General features: G+C 63.7%; 16 protein-coding genes. 8 read left to right on the top strand and 8 right to left on the bottom strand.

All coding sequences use genetic code 11. From position 1 onward, the window contains the following. Positions 1–29: 29 nt before the first annotated feature. Together U5A65_RS29065 and U5A65_RS29060 are read right to left on the bottom strand one after the other, a co-directional pair. Complete coding sequence (locus U5A65_RS29065) at positions 30–1385, bottom strand: MFS transporter (protein ID WP_321914064.1); 1356 nt, start codon at positions 1383–1385, stop codon at positions 30–32. A 98-nt stretch (positions 1386–1483) separates the two neighbouring features. Next, positions 1484–3235, bottom strand: a complete 1752-nt coding sequence (locus tag U5A65_RS29060) for an IlvD/Edd family dehydratase (RefSeq protein WP_321914065.1) — start codon at positions 3233–3235, stop codon at positions 1484–1486. Positions 3236–3401: 166 nt separating this feature from the next. Between U5A65_RS29060 and U5A65_RS29055 the strand changes: the two genes are divergently transcribed. The 6 genes from U5A65_RS29055 (at position 3402) to U5A65_RS29030 (ending at position 7971) form a co-directional block, all read left to right on the top strand. Then, positions 3402–4385 carry a LysR substrate-binding domain-containing protein gene (locus U5A65_RS29055; protein ID WP_321936668.1) on the top strand — a complete coding sequence of 328 codons (984 nt, stop codon included), beginning with the start codon at positions 3402–3404 and terminating at the stop codon, positions 4383–4385. A 34-nt stretch (positions 4386–4419) separates the two neighbouring features. Further along, positions 4420–5280 (top strand): class I SAM-dependent methyltransferase, encoded by an 861-nt coding sequence (locus U5A65_RS29050; RefSeq protein ID WP_321914067.1) that lies wholly within the window; start codon positions 4420–4422, stop codon positions 5278–5280. A gap of 269 nt (positions 5281–5549) precedes the next feature. Then, positions 5550–6152, top strand: coding sequence for a DUF1326 domain-containing protein (locus tag U5A65_RS29045; RefSeq protein WP_321914068.1), 603 nt, complete (start codon positions 5550–5552; stop codon positions 6150–6152). Continuing rightward, positions 6145–6945, top strand: a complete 801-nt coding sequence (locus tag U5A65_RS29040; RefSeq protein ID WP_321936666.1) for a DUF2182 domain-containing protein — start codon at positions 6145–6147, stop codon at positions 6943–6945. The genes U5A65_RS29045 and U5A65_RS29040 overlap by 8 nt, the downstream gene beginning before the upstream one ends. A gap of 101 nt (positions 6946–7046) precedes the next feature. Beyond that, positions 7047–7457 carry a metalloregulator ArsR/SmtB family transcription factor gene (locus tag U5A65_RS29035; RefSeq protein WP_321914070.1) on the top strand — a complete coding sequence of 137 codons (411 nt, stop codon included), beginning with the start codon at positions 7047–7049 and terminating at the stop codon, positions 7455–7457. Beyond that, positions 7450–7971 (top strand): SRPBCC domain-containing protein, encoded by a 522-nt coding sequence (locus U5A65_RS29030; RefSeq protein WP_321948651.1) that lies wholly within the window; start codon positions 7450–7452, stop codon positions 7969–7971. The genes U5A65_RS29035 and U5A65_RS29030 overlap by 8 nt, the downstream gene beginning before the upstream one ends. 117 nt (positions 7972–8088) lie before the next feature. Here the strand turns inward: U5A65_RS29030 and argC are convergent, their stop codons facing one another. Then, positions 8089–9018, bottom strand: coding sequence for an N-acetyl-gamma-glutamyl-phosphate reductase (argC, locus tag U5A65_RS29025; RefSeq protein WP_321948650.1), 930 nt, complete (start codon positions 9016–9018; stop codon positions 8089–8091). A 129-nt stretch (positions 9019–9147) separates the two neighbouring features. Between argC and U5A65_RS29020 the strand changes: the two genes are divergently transcribed. Further along, entirely contained in the window at positions 9148–10032 is an 885-nt protein-coding gene (locus tag U5A65_RS29020) for a LysR family transcriptional regulator (RefSeq protein ID WP_321948649.1), read from the top strand. A gap of 69 nt (positions 10033–10101) precedes the next feature. Here U5A65_RS29020 and U5A65_RS29015 read toward each other — a convergent pair whose 3' ends face one another. After that, entirely contained in the window at positions 10102–10572 is a 471-nt protein-coding gene (locus U5A65_RS29015) for a ribonuclease (RefSeq protein ID WP_321914074.1), read from the bottom strand. Positions 10573–11127: 555 nt separating this feature from the next. Next, the gene (locus U5A65_RS29010) at positions 11128–12240 is read right to left on the bottom strand and encodes an alkene reductase (protein WP_321948648.1); all 1113 of its coding nucleotides are present in this window, start codon (positions 12238–12240) and stop codon (positions 11128–11130) included. Positions 12241–12618: 378 nt separating this feature from the next. Between U5A65_RS29010 and U5A65_RS29005 the strand changes: the two genes are divergently transcribed. Further along, positions 12619–13911 carry a D-amino acid dehydrogenase gene (locus tag U5A65_RS29005; protein ID WP_321936663.1) on the top strand — a complete coding sequence of 431 codons (1293 nt, stop codon included), beginning with the start codon at positions 12619–12621 and terminating at the stop codon, positions 13909–13911. A 340-nt stretch (positions 13912–14251) separates the two neighbouring features. Here the strand turns inward: U5A65_RS29005 and U5A65_RS29000 are convergent, their stop codons facing one another. The 3 genes from U5A65_RS29000 to U5A65_RS28990 all read right to left on the bottom strand — a co-directional run bounded on the left by U5A65_RS29000 (position 14252) and on the right by U5A65_RS28990 (position 17633). Continuing rightward, on the bottom strand, positions 14252–14992 hold the full coding sequence (locus U5A65_RS29000) for a 3-ketoacyl-ACP reductase (protein ID WP_321914077.1): 741 nt from the start codon (positions 14990–14992) through the stop codon (positions 14252–14254). Positions 14993–15340: 348 nt separating this feature from the next. Then, complete coding sequence (locus tag U5A65_RS28995; RefSeq protein ID WP_321914078.1) at positions 15341–15592, bottom strand: hypothetical protein; 252 nt, start codon at positions 15590–15592, stop codon at positions 15341–15343. A gap of 85 nt (positions 15593–15677) precedes the next feature. Further along, positions 15678–17633, bottom strand: a complete 1956-nt coding sequence (locus U5A65_RS28990) for an AI-2E family transporter (RefSeq protein WP_321948647.1) — start codon at positions 17631–17633, stop codon at positions 15678–15680. Positions 17634–17790 lie beyond the last annotated feature (157 nt).

Here is a 17790-nt window from a genome sequence, read left to right as displayed (position 1 = left end):
TGCTTGAGAAAGGGTGACAGGCCGCGCCTTCACGATTCGCTCGCCAGCTCTGCCGTGCCGCGCCCGGGCGTGCGCAGCACCGCGCGCACGGCGAACGTCACGAGCACCGCAAACACCAGCGTGGCCGCGAGAAAGTAAAGCCCGGCCGCCAGGCTGCCCGTTGCGTCCTTGATGAGCCCGATGCCATAGGGGCCGAGATAGCCGCCGAGATTCGCGAGCGAGTTGATCGTCGCGATCCCCACGGCCGCGCTCGCGCCGGTGAGGAACTCGCCGGGCAGCGCCCAAACCACGGCCTGAATCGAGTAGATCGAGAAAGCGGTCAGGCAGATGAACAGCAATTGCAGCGCCGGCGCGTGAAACCACGCGCTCGCGGCCATCGTCAGCGCCGCGACGCCCGAGACCACGGCAATGTGGCCATAGCGTTCGCGATGCTTGTCCGAATGGCGCGGCACGCTCAGCAAGCCCACCACCGCGAACAGATACGGTACCGCGGAGAGCAGACCGGCCGTGGAATCGCTCACGCCGAACGCCTTGATAATGGTAGGCAACCAGAGCGACAAACCATAGATGCACAGCGGAAACGGCAGGAACAGCAGCGCCAGCAGCAGCACGCGGCGGTCCTTGAGCGCGCTGAACGGGTTGCGGTGCGTGTCGAGCCTGTAGGCGCGGTGGTCGGCGGCGAGTTCGCGCTCGATCCAGCGGCGCTCGGTGTCGTCGAGCCAGCGCGCGTGCGCGGGCGACTCGGGCAGCAGGCGCAGCGTGGGAATGCACAGCAGCACGGCGGGCAGGCCGCTCACGACGAAGAGCGTCTGCCAGCTCGACATGCCGAAAAAGCCGTGCGTTTCGAGCAGCGCGCCCGCAATCGGCCCGGTGATGATGCCCGCAATGGGCTGCGCGAGCACCAGCAAGCCGATCACGCGCGCGCGGTGGCGCATGGGAAACCACTGCGTGAGGAAATACAGAATGCCCGGATAGAGCCCCGCCTCCGCCGCGCCCAGCAGGAAGCGCAACGTGTAGAAGCTCTTCGGGCCGCTCACGAGCGCCATGAGCATCGTGATCACGCCCCACGTGAACAGAATGCGCGCGAACCACACGCGTGCGCCGAAGCGCGCGAGCGCGAGATTGCTGGGCACTTCGCAAAGGAAATAGCCGATGAAGAAGAGACCGGCGCCGAGGCCATAGGCGGCGTCGGAAAGGCCCACAGCCGCGTTCATGTGCAGCTTCGCGAAGCCGACCACGGTGCGGTCGACGTACGCCACCACGTAGATCAGCGCGAGAAAAGGCAGAAGCCGGCGCGCGATATGGCCGACGATGAGCTTTTCCTCGCTGCTGGCGCTTGCCAGCGCAGCGGGCTGATCGTGTTGCAGCACCTGCGGATTTGTCATCGTGTCTCCTAACTCTGCCTGTCTTCTCGCCGGCGCGCGCCTTTGCTGACTCCGCGCGCTCAGGGCGCCGGCGCGCCCTGCCTCAGCGCCTCAACCGCTCAGTGCGAATGCCGCGGCACGCCCGCCCCGCGCTTGCCCACGAGGAAGTCGAGATCGCAACCTTCGTCGGCCTGCAGCACGTGATCGACATACAGACGCGCGTAGCCGCCCTTGCCCAGTTGCTCCGCCACGCCAGGCGCGGCCGCCGGATCGACATCGCTCAAGCGGCGCGCGAGTTCCTCGTCGCTGATGTCGAGATGCAGGCGCCCCGATTCGCAATCCAGCTCGATCCAGTCGCCGTTGCGCACGGCCGCGAGCGGGCCGCCGGCCGCCGCTTCGGGCGCAACGTGCAAGACCACCGTGCCGTAAGCGGTACCGCTCATGCGCGCGTCCGAAATGCGCACCATGTCCTTCACGCCCTGGCGCAGCAGCTTGGGCGGCAGACCCATGTTGCCGACCTCGGCCATGCCGGGGTAGCCGCGCGGGCCGCAGTTCTTCATCACGAGGATGGAGTCCTTGTCGACATCGAGCGATTCGTCGCCGATGGTCGCCTTGTAGTGGTCGAAGTTTTCGAACACCACGGCGCGGCCGCGATGCTTGAGCAGCTCGGGCGTCGCCGCCGAAGGCTTGAGCACCGCGCCGCGCGGCGCAAGATTGCCGCGCAGGATACAGATGCCGCCGTCGGCAATCAATGGGTTGTCGAGTTGACGAATCACTTCGTCGTTGTAGTTGGGCGCTTCGCGCACGTTGTCCCAGATGGACTTGCCGTTGACCGTCAGCGCACCCGGATGCGGCAGCAGGTTCGCTTCGCCGAGCCGGCGCAGCACCGCCGGCAGCCCGCCCGCGTAATAGAACTCTTCCATCAGGAAGCGGCCCGAAGGCTGCAGATCGACGATGGTCGGCGTGCCTCGGCCAACGCGCTGCCAGTCTTCGAGTTCGAGGTCCACGCCAATGCGGCCCGCAATCGCCTTCAGGTGGATCACGGCGTTGGTCGAGCCGCCAATGGCCGCGTTCGTGCGAATCGCGTTTTCGAACGCTTCGCGCGTGAGGACCTTCGAGAGCTTCAGGTCTTCCAGCGCCATCTGCACGATGCGGATGCCCGACATGTGCGCGAGCACGTAGCGGCGCGCATCCACAGCGGGAATCGCGGCGTTGTGCGGCAGCGAAACGCCCAGCGACTCGGCCATGCAGGCCATCGTCGAAGCGGTGCCCATCGTGTTGCAGGTGCCCGCCGAGCGCGACATGCCCGCTTCGGCCGAAAGGAACTGGTGCAAGTCGATCTCGCCCGCCTTCAGCTCCTCGTGCAGCCGCCACACCACCGTGCCCGAGCCGATGTCGCGTCCTTCGTGCTTGCCGTTGAGCATCGGGCCGCCCGTCACGACGATGGCGGGGACGTCCACGCTCGCGGCGCCCATCAGCAGCGCGGGCGTGGTCTTGTCGCAGCCGCACAGCAGCACGACGGCGTCGATGGGGTTGCCGCGAATCGCCTCTTCCACGTCCATGGAGGCGAGATTGCGCGTGAGCATGGCCGAGGGGCGCAGGTTCGATTCGCCGTTCGAGAACACCGGGAACTCGACCGGGAAGCCGCCGGCTTCATAAATGCCGCGCTTCACGTGCTCCGCGAGCTTGCGGAAGTGCGCATTGCAGGGCGTGAGTTCCGACCAGGTATTGCAGATGCCGATGATCGGGCGACCATCGAATTCGTGATCGGGAATGCCTTGATTCTTCATCCAGCTTCGGTACATGAAGCCGTTCTTGTCCGTGGTGCCGAACCACTGTTGGGAGCGCAGTTTGGGTTTGGTATCCGACATCGTGTTCGTCTTGTGGAGCGGGTAGTTCGCCGATGCATCCGGGCGATGGATTCGGCACAGTCTAGGGAGAAGTCTGATAACCTTCCAATGAAAAAATGGACGCTTCCGATATCGAAATCGGCATTGGTATAAACACCTAAAACTATTTGGGAAATCAGGTGGAGACATGCTCGATACAAGCCCCTGGTACGTGCGCACGCGGCTGAAAACGCGGCAACTGCTCCTCGTCGTGGCGCTGGCCGAGGAAGGCAACATTCACCGCGCGGCGGCGGCGCTGAACATGACGCAACCCGCCGCGTCGAAGCTCCTGCGCGAGCTCGAGGACATGCTTGGCGCAGTGCTGTTCGAGCGCATGCCGCGCGGCATGCGGCCCACGCTGTACGGCGACGCCCTGATCCGCCACGCGCGCGCCGTGCTGGGCAGCCTCGACCAGGCGCAGGAGGAACTGAGCGCGCTCAAGGCGGGGCGCCTTGGCCACGTCGCGGTGGGTGCGATCACCTCGCCGGGCGTGCGCGTGCTGCCGGCCGCCGTCGCGGCGGTCAAGCGCACACATGCCAACCTGCGCGTTTCCGTGGAGATCGACGCCAGCAACGTGCTGCTCGAACATCTGGCGCAAGACAAGCTCGACGTCGTGCTGGGCCGCCTTTCCGCCGAGCACGACAAGCTCCAGTTGCGCTACGAGCCGCTCGCGGGCGAGCCGGTATGCGCCGTGGTTCGGCCGGGGCATCCGATGCTCGGGCAGGCCGCGGATGAAGCCCGCCCGATCGCGCTCGCCGATATCGCGCGTGCCACGTGGGTCGTGCCGCCGGTGGGCAGCGTGCTGCGCCATCGCTTCGAGCTGATGTTCCAGCGCGCGAGCCTCGCGCCCCCGTCGAACGTGGTGGAAACGCCCGCGCTGCTCTTCATCACGCGCGTGCTGGAGCAAAGCGACATGATCGCCGTGCTCACCGAAGACGTGGCGCACTACTACGCGGCGCACGGCATGGTCGCGATCCTGCCCGTGCCGATGGATTGCCAGATGGACGACTTCGGCATCATCACGCGCGCGGACCGCCTCTTCACGCCTGCGGCGAGCGTGATGATCGAGGCGTTGCGGCAAGTGAGCGCCGACATTTACGGGGCCCACCGCCGGGAGCCCGGCGCGCGATAATCGTGCGACGAAACCCGCCGCAGAGGACCGAACCATGACCGCCAGCCAGAGCGCCGCTCCCGACAGCACTGCCATTCGCGTCGCGCTGTGGCGCGCGCTGCACGTCCAGGTCGACGACGCGCCCTACGTGCTCGAAGACGAAACCGGCATGCAGATCGCCGCGCCCGCATCGAACTGGCGCGAGCGGCCCGACATGCACCCCGAAGGCACGCGCGGGTATCGCGCTTCGATCGTCGGGCGCGCGCGCTTCGTCGAAGACCTCGTGGCCGAGCAGACCGCAACAGGTCTCGCGCAACAGTACGCGATTCTCGGAGCGGGACTCGACACGTTCGCGCAGCGCCATCCCGAGATCGCCTCGCGCCTGCACGTGTACGAAGTGGACAAGCCGGGCACGCAGGCGTGGAAGCGTCAGCGGCTCATGGAGCTGGGGTTTCGCGAGCAGGACTGGCTGCGCTTCGTGCCGGTGGATTTCGAAGCTGGCGAGACATGGTGGGAACGGCTCGCCGCGGCCGGGTTCGATGCCGCGAGCCCCGCGGTGATCGCGTCGACGGGTGTCTCGATGTACCTCACGCGCGAAGCGAACCTCGCGACGCTGCGGCAGATCGCGCAGCTCGCCCCGGGCTCGACGCTCGTCATGACGTTTCTTTTGCCGCTCGAGCTCATCGACGAGCCCGAGCGCTCGCAGCATGCCGCAGTGTATGAACGCGCGCGGGCGGCGGGCACGCCGTTCGTGAGCTTCTTTGCGCCGGACGAGATGCTTGCGCTCGCACGCGTTGCGGGATTGCGCGATGCGCGGCATGTTTCGACCGCGGACCTCACCGCACGTTATTTCGCAGGCCGTAGCGATGGCCTGAAACCGGCGAGCGGCGAGTCGATTCTCGTGGCGACGGTTTGACCCCGTGCCGGCGTCACATCCGGTTTTCTCAATTGGCGCTTCTCCCGCACCATTGTGAATAGGACAAGCTTGTTTGCGGACATACACCGCTTCTGCAGTAGCGAAAAAGCTCGAGGCATGAAGCACGCTCACCCTGGACCGTTTCGACCTAGACTTTAAGGAATTCGCAAGCTTGATCCGGTGTGCCGGAGTCGATATTCACGCGCGCGAATGTTCCGTGCCCGAACGCGAGCACATCCTGTCCGTGACCGACGTCGGAGGTGAAGACAATGGCCGAGAGCTGGAAGGTTGCCGGTACGTATTTCGAGAGCTGCAATTGCTATGCCCCTTGCAGTTGCGTTTGCCTGGGACCGCCTTCGGATGGAGACTGCGCGGTGCTGATCGGCTGGCACATCGATCAGGGGAAGTTCGCCGCCGTGACGCTGGACGGCCTCAACATTGCCCTGTTTGCGTATTCGCCGGGCCACATGTTGCAAAACAAGTGGAGAGTCGCCCTCTACCTGGACGAACGCGGCACATCTGAGCAACTCGACGTGTTGGGCAAGATATTTTCCGGTCAGGCCGGCGGACCGCTTTCGGCGCTCGGCCCGATGATTGGCGAGGTCATGGGCGTCAGGCCGGCCGCCATCAGTTATCAGCAGGACGGGAAGCGTCGCAGCCTCCACATTCCCGACGTGGCAGCCATGGAAATCGAAGCCTTGGCGGGTCAGGACGGTGGCGACGTCACGATCAGCAATCACCCGCTTACGCCTGTCCCGGGGTTCGCGGCGGTCATCGGAAAATCGAAGGAATTTCGCTTCACTGACCACGGATTCACCAGAGAAATCTCGGACCGAAACGGCTTTTATTCTCCGTTCGTCTACCATGACTGAACCTGGCTTGCTGGGTACGCGCGCGACGCGATGGTGGCCGCGGCGCGACCAGGCGGTCGCGCTGTCCGGGCTCACGGCTGCCGCAGCGCTCGCGTGGGCCTACCTCCTGTATATGAGCTGGGGCATGGAGCACATGGAGGTAGGTGCGACCATGGCCATCATGCCGCGCATGACACATTGGCATACCATCGACCTGCTTTTGGTCCTGGCGATGTGGGCCGTCATGATGGCCGCCATGATGCTTCCGTCCATCGTGCCAACGGTGCTGGGTTTCGCGTCCATGAGCAGCCGGCGGCGCGGGCAACATCGGCCATACGTGCAGACTAGCGTGTTCGTTCTCGGCTACCTCGCCGTCTGGTCCGGCTTCAGCCTCTTTGCGACGCTCGTGCAGTGGGGCTTGCTCGAGGCACGACTCGTTACGCCGATGATGGTGAGCGCGACGCCGTGGCTTGCAGGCGCTCTTCTGGTCATTGCCGGGGTCTTCCAGTTGACGCCTGCGAAGCATGCGTGCCTTGCCAGGTGCGTGTCCCCGCTCGGCTTTCTTCTAACCGAGTGGCGCGACGGCACCTTCGGCGCCTGGGTCATGGGATTTCGTCATGGGGCGTATTGCGTAGGTTGCTGCGGACTACTCATGACGCTCCTCTTCGTATTTGGCGTGATGAACGTGCTCTGGATTGCCGTGCTGTCGATCTACGTGATGCTCGAAAAAATGCTTCCGCAAGTGCGATGGCTTCCTTTCGCGCAGGGAGCGCTGCTGATTTGCTGGGGCATTGCCGTTGCCGCAAGGGGGTAAATTCGCGAGCAGGCGGTTACGAATTGCCGATCCAGATTGACATCGAAAATCCGCGCCATCTATACTTCGCCAATCGGTTAATTAAACAAACGGAAAAGTAATTGGAATCGGATCACCTGAGTGCCACCTTCGCTGCGTTGGCCGACCCGACGCGCCGCGCCATCCTCGCGAGGCTGGCGCAAGGCGAAGCGACGGTAGGCGATCTGGCCAAGCCCTTCGACTTGAGTCCGCCGGCAATCAGCAAGCACCTGCGTGTTCTCGCGCATGCAGGACTGATTACGCAAGGACGAGACCGTCAGTTCCGGCCTTGTCGCATTGTGGCTGAGCCGCTAAAGGAGGCGGCCGACTGGGCGCTGCAATATCGCGCGCTGTGGGAACAGCGCCTCGACCAGCTCGACAGCTACCTGCAGCAACTGCAACAGGCGCAGGTCAAGGACGCACCCAAGAAGCCCAACGCGAAGACCACCAACGTTTCTTCACCCCGTACCAGGAAGCCCCGCAACCATGACTGAAAAAGTGTCCGCACCCTTCATCCTTGAGCGCCGCTTCTCCGCGCCGCGGGAACTCGTGTACGCCGCGTTGACTGAAGCCCGGCATCTTGCCGCATGGATGAGCCCGCCGGGAATGGAAATGTCCCACTGCACGGTGGACGCGTGTGTCGGCGGCGTCTTTCACTACGCGATGAAGCCGAGCGGCGCGCCCGACGCCTCTGCCATGTGGGGCAAGTGGACGTTCCGCGAATTGACGCCCCCCGAGCGCATCGTGGTCGTCGTGCAATTCAGCGACGCAGAGGGTGGCGTGACGCGACACCCCATGGCCAGCGAGTGGCCGCTGTATACGCTATCGACAACCACGCTTAGCGAAGTCGCAGGTGGCACGCTAATGCGCCTCGAATGGCGCGCGCTGGACGCCAGCGAAGCCGAAGAAGCCATCTTTGACGCTTCGCACGCCAGCATGTCTCAAGGTTGGGGTGGCAGCATGGATGCGCTCGAGCGCTATCTCACGCAGCGGCAAGCCGATCGCTGAGTCGCGAGAAGAAGAAGCGTGCCTCACGGTGCGCTTTTACGACCGCCCACAAGAGCCTGACGAAGCAATGGCCGCACGGCGCACGCGCGGCCGAACGCTAGCGCAAGCCATCGGCCACTACTGCCGCGTGAGCATGAGGTCCAGGTTCTGGACCGCAGCCCCGGATGCGCCTTTGCCAAGATTGTCGAAGACCGCGGACAGCAGGACGTGCTCGTGTTCCACGTCATGAAAAACGCTTAAGTGCATGTCGTTCGTACCATTCAGCACTTGCGGGTCGAGGTGTTTCAAGGCGCTCGATTCGTGCAGCGGCAGAACGCGTACGTGAGGGACCCCGGCATAGTGGCGTGCGAGGCAAGCGTGCAACGTGCCGCCATCCACGCCCGGTGCCAGCAGCCGCAGCGCCAGCGGCACCGTCAGCACGATGCCCTGGCGGAACGCTCCGTACGCTGGAACAAAAATGGGACGCTGCGCCAGGCAGGCGTGCTGCTGGATCTCCGGCGTGTGCTTGTGCGCGAGTTCCAGACCATAGACCTGATAGGAAGGCGCGTCGGCCGCTCGCGGCCCCTCATGCTCCTCCACGCCGGCGCGCCCGCGTCCGGAGTAGCCGGATACTGCGTGAATGCTGATCGGGTAATTGTCCGGTATGAGCCCGGCCTGCACCAACGGGCGCAGCAGGCCAACTGCGCCGGTCGGATAGCAACCGGGATTGGTGACCCGACATGCGTTCGCAATCTGCTCAGCCTGCCCCGGCGTCATTTCCGGAAAACCGTAAGTCCAGTCCGGCTGCGTGCGGTGGGCGGAGCTCGCGTCGATCACCCGGACGGCAGGATTGACAATGGCGCCCACTGCCTCGCGCGCCGCGGCGTCCGGCAAACAGAGGATGGCGATGTCGCAGGCGTTGATGGCTTCTGCGCGACGCCGCGAATCTTTGCGCTCCGCAGCGTCTAGCGTGAACAGTCTGATGTCGGTCCGGTTGCGCAGCCGCTCGTGGATTTGCAGCCCGGTGGTGCCTTGGTCGCCGTCGATGAAAACTACGGGAGAGCTCATACGTGCATGACTCCGCTGACTATGGGTTGTATCGGGTAAAGCGAGCCCCTATGTTGCGCGGACGGCTAGAATAGAGAAAGTTGAATTTCATAACGCAAACATTCAATTTTTCTGAATCTGGACGCCGTCATGCGAGAGATCAGCCTGGACCGCTTGCGCACTCTGGTCGCCGTTGCCGACCGTGGTTCGTTTGCCGATGCGGCGCGCGCATTGCACCTGGCGCCGCCAACGGTCAGCCTTCATATCGCGGAACTCGAAGACCGCATTGGGGCTCCGCTCCTGTTACGCAAGCGCGGACATGTGGGGCCGACGTCTATCGGCGAGGTGCTGGTGGAACGCGCGCGCCGGCTGCTGGCCGACGCGGAGCAGGCGTTAGACGATATCCAGCGCCAGGTAGAGGGGCTCGAAGGGCGTGCGCGGCTCGGCGCGTCCACGGGCGTGATCGCGCACCTGCTGCCGCAAGCGCTCGAGGTCCTGCGCAAGCACCATCCCGCCATCGACATTCAAATTGCCGTGCTGACTTCGCAAGAAACCCTGTCCCGGCTGGTGGAGGGAACGCTGGATGTCGGGCTGATCGCGCTGCCTCAGCCCCCGGTGGCCGGACTCGTGATCAAGCCCTGGCGCCGCGACCCTGTGATGGCCTTCGTGCCGGCGCATTGGCGGTGTCCGGCCCGCGTTACGCCTGAATGGCTCGCCACCCAACCGCTCATCCTCAATGACGCGACCACGCGTCTCTCGCGTCTGACCGCGGAGTGGTTCGCGACCGCAGGGCATCATCCTGCGCCGCGCATTCAGCTCAACTACAACGACGCGATCAAGAGTCTGGTAGCGGCAGGTTACGGCGCCGCGCTGTTGCCACATGAGGCCACGACGCCACTGCCCGACAAGCGCATCGTCATGCGTGCGCTGCGCCCAGCCTTGTGGCGACGGCTCGGTATTGCATATCGTGCGGGGTACGTTGAGCGTTCCACGCAACACGTCCTGGATGTGTTGTGGGATTTGCGACTGGCGTAGCCGTTGCCATTCGCCGCCAGGGCCCTTTTCGCTGAAACAATAGCCCTTCACGAAGATCAGAGTCCCGCTTCACTCCGCAATGCGCTTGAAACTGGCGTAGTAATCTTCGGTGTAATAACAGTCGCCAATCTGCTTGCGCGGTCCACCACACACGATCCGGCGCTGCCCGCGGTCCGTCATGCCAGGGGTGCGAACCGTGTATGTGTGGTAGTAGCCACGTGGATGCTTCGGCAGCAAAGCGGCGCTGTTGCGGAACAACACGCCGTCGTCTGCGAAAGGGAAGGGCCCGCCCGCTTTGATCAGCCGTAGCGTCTCGGTTCCTTCCGCCGGCAACTGTGTCCTGGTGATGGTGCCCAGCGTGCCCGCTACTTGCGCGCCCGATGCGGCGGGTGTGCCGCTTGCGCCCTGCGTTGGCTGAGCCGGCGCCTGGCTTGCAGACGCGCCCGATGCCTCCGTGGCGTTTCGCGAACTCTCCTTGCCGCATCCACAGAGGATCGCGCTCAAGGCAACGATGCAGGGGAAAGCCCACGCTCTCTTCACGAAACGATTCTCCTCTCGTTGACCGGAACTCGACGACCAGGATAGACGTAAAGGTAGCGCTAATGGCGCAGCGAATCAATGATCGAAAGGAAACAGGCACTCGGCACGTAGCAACGAACAACGGCCGCTTACACCCGTTCCGATGTAAGCGGCCTGGACCTGCAATAACATAGTGCTGGATGACGCGGTACTTCAACTGCATGCTGCCCTGCTCTTCAACTACGTGTTGCTCTGCACTTCAACAGCGTATTTCCCTGCACTCCTCATCGATTCAACAGCATGGTACTTCGACAATAACCGGTTAAGCTCTGCCAGACACGACTACTGCTGCGGGACTGCTGTACTGCAACGGGTACACGGTATGGTCCAACTCGACCGCAGGAGGGGAATCCCGGGATGGAGCCAACGTCTCGCTCCATGACAACCAGTGTAGACGTAGCAGGCATTAACCAATTGCCCGAAACGAGCCCAATATGGCGCCGAGTTCCCGCAATTGACGAGCGTGCCTGCCGGTGCTCAGATGCGTCCGCGCATCCGCCCATACAAGCTCGCATTTCAGGCGACAGCTTCCGCCTCAGACTGATAGAACGGGTAGTCCGTATAACCGATTTGCGTGCCGCCAAAGAAGGTCGGGCGGTCGTACGGGTTGAGCGATAGATTGCGACGCAGCCGCTCCGGAAGGTCGGGATTCGCAATGAAGTGGCGACCGAATGCCACCAGATCGGCGTCGCCGGCCTTCAGGATCGCTTCGGCCTTTTCACCGTCGAAGCCGCCGGCCGCGACGATGGTGCCCGCATAGTGCTTGCGAATCATCTGAGCCGCGACCGGATCCGGATTGGCGCTCTCGTTTTCGACATTGCCGAGAATGCGGGGCTCGATGAGGTGCAGGTACGCGAGATTCAGCTTCGCAAGTTCTTCTGCCACATACGTGAACAGGCCGACAGGGTCGCTATCCGACATGTCGCCCCATGACCCGCTCGGCCCAAGGCGCACGGCAACCTTGTCGCTTCCCCACACCGAAATAACAGCACGAGTGGCTTCCATCAGCAGACGGGCGCGGTTTTCGAACGAACCGCCATAGATGTCCGTGCGCTTGTTGCTGCCGTCCTGCAGGAACTGGTCAAACAGATAGCCGTTTGCGGCATGCAGTTCCACGCCGTCGAAGCCTGCCGCGACGCCGCGTGCTGCCGCCGCGCGAAAACTTTCGACGATGCCCGCAATTTCGTCAGTCTCCAGTGCGCGATTCGGCGTATTCGGAACCCAGCCGGCGTCCGTGTATGCGACACCGCCATGAGGCACTTCCGAGGGGCCAACCGGACGCCCACCGTCGGGTTGCAATTCCGAATTCGACTGGCGCCCAGCGTGGTACAGCTGAAGGAAGATTTTCGCGCCCTTTGCATGGACTGCATCGGTCACGCGCTTCCAGCCGGCAATCTGGCTGTCGTCGTACAAACCCGGCGCACCAAGATACCCGTTGCCGTTCGGCGCAGCGATGGTGGCCTCGCTAATCAGGAACCCGCCGGCCGAAGCGCGCTGCGCGTAGTACTCCGCCATGAGCGGGCCGGGTATCGCACCGCTTTCAGCACGCATACGGGTGAGCGGCGCTAGAACGACTCGGTGCGAGAGCGTGTAAGGACCGACTTTGACTTCAGAAAAGAGCTTGGACATGATTTCCCCAAAGAGATTGAAAAGCGCATCGATTGCTGGTTGTCCGGCGTGACAGGGGGCAAAGCCGCAGAACTGGCTCATTTCCCCGCGACATCGATGGGCTAGAGTGTATATGCACATATCGATTCATTTGTCCCGATTGCCAGCAATACTGTTCTCGCGATTCGCAAACAATGCTCTTTCTATTCCACGCCATCGAGACCGGAAAAAGGTTTGGAAACCTTAGTCTCTTTTCATCCAGTCGGCATAGCAATTCCAACCAGAAATAGCCAACCAAACATTATTGAAAACTGTGCATATGTCGCTAGCATCCAGTTATCGACTGCCAGATCAAACACCGGCGGCGGTCATTCACTACAGGCTGGGGAGAGGACGGGTATGCGAGTCCTGGTATTGGGTAGCGGGGTCGTCGGTGTGACTAGCGCGTTTTATCTGGCACGTGCCGGTCACGAAGTCACTGTCATCGACCGCGAGGAAGGCCCCGCGCTTGAGACGAGCTTCGCGAACGCCGGGCAAATCTCTCCAGGCTATGCAGCACCATGGGCGGCACCCGGCGTTCCGCTCAAAGCCGTTAAGTGGATGTTCCAGAAGCATGCGCCACTCGCCATCCGCCCGGATGACGCGGACAAGCAGTTCCAGCTTCAGTGGATGTGGCAGATGCTGCAGAACTGCACCGCCGAGCGCTATGCGATCAACAAGAACCGCATGGTGCGGCTTGCGCAATACAGCCGCGACTGCCTGCAAGCACTGCGCGCTGAAACGGGTATCCAGTACGAAGGACGAACCGGCGGCACGCTACAGGTTTTCCGGACGCAGCAGCAGCTCGACGGCGCAGCCAAAGACATTTCCGTACTGAAAGAGGCGAACGTTCCCTACGAGCTGTTGAGCGCAAGCGAACTCTCGCGGGTTGAGCCTGCGCTCGCGGCGACCTCGCATAAGCTAACCGGCGGTCTTCGCCTGCCCGGCGACGAAACAGGCGACTGCCAGCTGTTCACGACCCGGCTTGCCGCGCTCGCCGCAGAGGCAGGCGTAACGTTCCGCTACAACACGCCAGTCGATACCCTCGTTGTCGAAGACTGCAAAGTCGTTGGCGTGCGCCATGGGACCAAGCTCATCCATGCGGATGCGTTCGTTGTCGCATTTGGCTCCTATTCGACGAGCTTCCTGTCGGGCCTCGTCAAGATTCCGGTCTACCCGCTCAAGGGGTATTCCATCACGGCGCCTATCGTCGACGAGGCTCGCGCGCCGGTCTCGACTGTTCTCGACGAGACCTACAAAATCGCCATCACGCGTTTCGACAAACGCATTCGCGTGGGCGGTATGGCCGAAATCGTCGGGTTCGACAAGCGCCTGCGCGAGGCGCGCCGCGAGACGCTCGAAATGTGCGTGAACGACCTGTTCCCGGGCGGCGGCGACACATCGAAGGCGACGTTCTGGACCGGGCTGCGGCCGATGACGCCAGACGGCACGCCCATTGTCGGCCGCACCGCCGTGCCCAACCTTTTCCTGAACACGGGCCATGGCACGCTTGGCTGGACCATGTCCTGCGGTTCGGCACAGCTTCTCGCCGACCTGATTTCAGGCAGAAGGCCTGCGATCCAGTACGACGACCTGAACGTATTCCGCTACGACAAGGAGCCGGCAGCCCCCGCGGATTTCGCACTGGACTAGGCAGCACTGCGTGCGCCTCGCTACGCGAACGCGCCCTGGGTTTCCACGCACTCAACCCCAGGCGCGCGCGGCCGTTAATTCACTTATGGAGCAAGGCAGCCGGTCCTATGACTTGCGGATCGTCCTGCCAGGCCCCATACCCTGCCCCTAACTGTCGGGGACCACGCAGAGTCGAAATTGAGCGCCGGGAGCCCGCTCCCGGCGCATTTTTCTTTCGCCATCCAGCCAGACGTCACACAAACCGGCACCCCAAAATGCGAAGCGGGAGCCGGCTCCACGCCGCTCCCGCCAGATCACTTCGTTGTGCTCACCAGCACCGCGCAAGCATGCACGGCAACACTCAGCTCATGTGCAAACCGCCATTGAGCGAGAAGTCCGCGCCGGTCGAAAAGCCTGATTCGTCGGACGCGAGCCACGCGACGATCGAAGCGATCTCCAACGGTTCGCCGAGGCGACGCACCGGAATGCTGTCGACGATCTTCGAGAGCACTTCGGGCTTCACCGCCTTGACCATGTCCGTGCCGATATAGCCGGGCGAAACGGTATTGACCGTCACGCCCTTGGTCGCCACTTCCTGCGCGAGCGCCATGGTGAAGCCGTGAATGCCGGCCTTGGCCGTGGAGTAATTCGTCTGACCGAACTGGCCTTTCTGCCCGTTCACCGACGAAATGTTGATCACGCGCCCAAACCCCCGCTCGATCATGCCGTCGATCACCTGCTTCGTCACGTTGAAGAGGCTCGTGAGGTTGGTGTCGATCACCGCGATCCAGTCTTCGTGCGTCATCTTGCGGAAGACGACGTCGCGCGTGATGCCCGCATTGTTGACCAGAATGTCGATCTCGCCGACGTCCTTCTTCACCTTCTCGAACGCGACAGCCGTGGAGTCCCAGTCGGCCACGTTGCCTTCCGACGCGACGAACTCGTAGCCCAGCGCCTTTTGCTCGTCGAGCCAGCGCGTTTTGCGCTGCGAGTTCGGGCCGCAGCCCGCGACCACCGTGTAGCCATCCTTGTGCAGACGCTGGCAGATGGCCGTTCCGATGCCGCCCATGCCGCCGGTCACGTAGGCAATACGCTTTGCCATAGATCCTCCTTTTGCTTTAGGGGGTAGGTGAGTTGGGAAAGACTCTGGAGGATGGAGTCAGTTTGACGAGCGCCACCCAGCCGGGCGATGGGGAAATACCCGTACAGGAAAACGCCTGCCGGAACCATTCCGTACGACAGGGTGTGCTGGCGTTTTCTCAATGCCGCCAGCGGACCGAACAAGCCTATCAGCGTCTTTTGGGGGACACAAGGCGATCGCAACGTCAGACGTGGGCAAAAGCACACATTTACCTGGCATGCCTCAATAAACACACGCGTAGAGATGTGTTTTGCATAAGAATACGGCCCGGCATCTAGCCGGGCCGTGCGCAGGCTGACTGCGAAGGCGTCAGAGACCGGCGGCGAGCCGCTCGTCGCCGAATCCTTCGGGCAGGCCCGTCACATAATCCAGCCGCCCGACCGCTTCGAGCAGCGAGCGGCCGGCAATCGTGAGCGCAAGCCGGCGATGACCTTCCGTCCAGTGCTCGAGCGCGACGAGCTGACGCTCGAGCAGCGTGTCCAGTTCCTGACGATTCATGTCGATCTGGTCCGGCGAATGGCGGACCAGCATCAGCGTGGCGAATTCCTTAGGGCTCAGCAATGTTGTCTCCCAGTAACTCTCATGCCGCAACCAGGGGGCACAGGGCCGCATATATTCGAGGTTCAATGTGACACTGGCATGACTGTCACAATTTCGCGCCGGCGCTGTATTGATCCTGCATATCCGGGCTTGGCGCCCTCTTTTCGGGCGGCGGCGCTTGCGGCGGCACGAGCGCCACGCCGCACTCCTCCACGAGGGTGCGCAGCGAGGTGGGAAAGAGCGTGCCGGGGTCGTCGGCAATGCTTGCGCCGTCGTCACGCAGCGCCGCGCCCACACCCACCACGATGGTCGCGCCGGGCGCGCGCTCGCGCAGGCGCCGCACGAGGTTGCGCAGGTACGGCGGCGACTCGGGTGCGTCGAGCGACACCACGCAGATAGCCGGCGAGCGCTCATCGATCATCGCCCCGCGCGTGGCGCGCACTTCGTCGTACGTGGTGGCCGTGCACGGAATATTGCGGCGCATGAGCAGTTGGCCGATGATCGCCACCGCCACGTCGTCGAACGCGCCGCGCCCGGGTACGCAGAGCACCTCGCCCGCGTCCGGCGAGAGCGTGAATTCAATGACCCTCGCGCCTTCGTCCGCGCCCTCGGCGGCTCGTTTCGCGCTCTCGTCCCCGGCTGCGGCGTGGCGCGAATCGTCTACAGATTCGAGGTCCTCGACAATGTCGAGCAACGCCTGGTTGATGCGCGCCACCTGCTCGGCGGGCAGCACGCCGCGCAAGGCGTCGTTGCGCGCGAAGCGCAGGCCCTCGAACACCACCTGCTCGTAGTAGTCGATGAGCGGCATGGTCGTGAGCAGCCGGTCGGCCTGCAGCAGCGCCTCGTGCGGATCGTCCGCGAGCAGGCGCTGGTAGCAGGTTTGCGCGGGCGTGAGCGCGGGCTGGTCGCCCAGCAGGATCGTGAGGAAGTTCAGGCGGTCCACGTAGCGGCCGAGCGTGACGATGCACAGCGTGAGCGGCGTGGAAAGCACGAGCCCCACCGGCCCCCACAGCCAGCTCCAGAAAATCGCCGCCACCACGACGGCGAGCGGCGAAAGCCCCGAGCGCCGGCCATAGAGCATCGGTTCGGCGAACTGGCCGGCCACCACGTCCACGACGATGAAGAAGATCAGCGTCGTGACGGCCATGGTCCATTGCGGCTGCGTGGCCGCGGCGACGAGCGTCGCCATGATCGCGGCGATCCAGATGCCGATGTACGGCACGAAGCGCATGAGCGCCGCCACCGCGCCAAACAGCAGCGCGCCCGGCACGCCAATGCCCGCCAGCCCGAGCGCGATCACCCCGCCTACTGTGACATTCACACCGACTTGCGCGACGAAGTAGCGCGAGAGCCGCTGCGAGGCGTCGTTGATGGCGGTCGTGGTGCGGTGCAGGTCGTCCGAGCCGAACACGCTAATGAGCCGGTCGCGCAGGTCCTCGCGCTGGAACAGGATGAAGATCGTCACCACGAGCACGATGAAGGTCGTTTCGAGCGGCGCGATAGCCGGCGCAAGCGCCTTTTGCGCGAGCGTGAGCGGCGTGGGCGCGGGGTTGTGGATCTCCACCGGCATGGGCTGCTGCGGCTGGTTGCGCGCCGCGCGCCCGCGCGGCTGCGGCGGCGCGGGCGGCGGTGTGGGCGTAATGCGCTGCAGGGTGGTAGCGGCGCGCGACATCAACGAATCGGCGCGGCCCACCGTCTTTTCCTGCACCGTTTGCACTTTCTGCTCGATCTCCTCCTGATACTGCGGCAGGGAAGCGGAAAGCTGGTAGACCTGCGCGGCGATCAGCGCGCCCACGCCGGCGAGCGCGAGCACGGTGGAAAGCACCGCAACGAGGATAGCGAGGAACTGCGGCACATGAATGCGCCGCAGCGTGGTCACGAGCGGCGCCAGCAGAAAACTCAGCAGCACCGAAAGCGTAATGGGAATCAGCACCGCACGCCCGAAATACAGGCCGCACACCACGACCACGCCGGTAATGACGGAGGCGAGGCTATGCAGCGTGGGCGGGCTTGGCGGAAACACCCGGTTGCGTCGGCCCTGCGGCGGCAGCGGGAAATTCATGTCGGATCGGATCGGCAAAAAAAGGGGACATCGGGCCGCGCCAGCTCGGGCAAGCGCACGGCCCCTCTACTCGCACGAGCACGCGCAAACATGCACGAGGTGCGCCTCAAAATGGTACTGCGCCCACGCACATCGGGCGCGGCCGTCCAGATTTTCG

The sequence above is a fragment of the Paraburkholderia sp. J10-1 genome, from assembly GCF_905220165.1.
Taxonomy (GTDB): domain Bacteria; phylum Pseudomonadota; class Gammaproteobacteria; order Burkholderiales; family Burkholderiaceae; genus Paraburkholderia.
Note: the sequence above shows the minus strand (reverse complement) of the source record. Positions and strands in the feature narration are given on the sequence as shown.

Coding starts and splice junctions, on each gene's coding strand:
- U5A65_RS29060 (WP_321914065.1), bottom strand. CDS start 3,235: ATGTCGGATACCAAACCCAAACTGCGCTCCCAACAGTGGTTCGGCACC.
- U5A65_RS29020 (WP_321948649.1), top strand. CDS start 9,148: ATGCGAGAGATCAGCCTGGACCGCTTGCGCACTCTGGTCGCCGTTGCC.
- U5A65_RS29065 (WP_321914064.1), bottom strand. CDS start 1,385: ATGACAAATCCGCAGGTGCTGCAACACGATCAGCCCGCTGCGCTGGCA.
- U5A65_RS29000 (WP_321914077.1), bottom strand. CDS start 14,992: ATGGCAAAGCGTATTGCCTACGTGACCGGCGGCATGGGCGGCATCGGA.
- U5A65_RS29005 (WP_321936663.1), top strand. CDS start 12,619: ATGCGAGTCCTGGTATTGGGTAGCGGGGTCGTCGGTGTGACTAGCGCG.
- U5A65_RS29040 (WP_321936666.1), top strand. CDS start 6,145: ATGACTGAACCTGGCTTGCTGGGTACGCGCGCGACGCGATGGTGGCCG.
- U5A65_RS28990 (WP_321948647.1), bottom strand. CDS start 17,633: ATGAATTTCCCGCTGCCGCCGCAGGGCCGACGCAACCGGGTGTTTCCG.
- U5A65_RS29050 (WP_321914067.1), top strand. CDS start 4,420: ATGACCGCCAGCCAGAGCGCCGCTCCCGACAGCACTGCCATTCGCGTC.
- U5A65_RS29045 (WP_321914068.1), top strand. CDS start 5,550: ATGGCCGAGAGCTGGAAGGTTGCCGGTACGTATTTCGAGAGCTGCAAT.
- U5A65_RS29010 (WP_321948648.1), bottom strand. CDS start 12,240: ATGTCCAAGCTCTTTTCTGAAGTCAAAGTCGGTCCTTACACGCTCTCG.
- argC (WP_321948650.1), bottom strand. CDS start 9,018: ATGAGCTCTCCCGTAGTTTTCATCGACGGCGACCAAGGCACCACCGGG.
- U5A65_RS29055 (WP_321936668.1), top strand. CDS start 3,402: ATGCTCGATACAAGCCCCTGGTACGTGCGCACGCGGCTGAAAACGCGG.
- U5A65_RS29030 (WP_321948651.1), top strand. CDS start 7,450: ATGACTGAAAAAGTGTCCGCACCCTTCATCCTTGAGCGCCGCTTCTCC.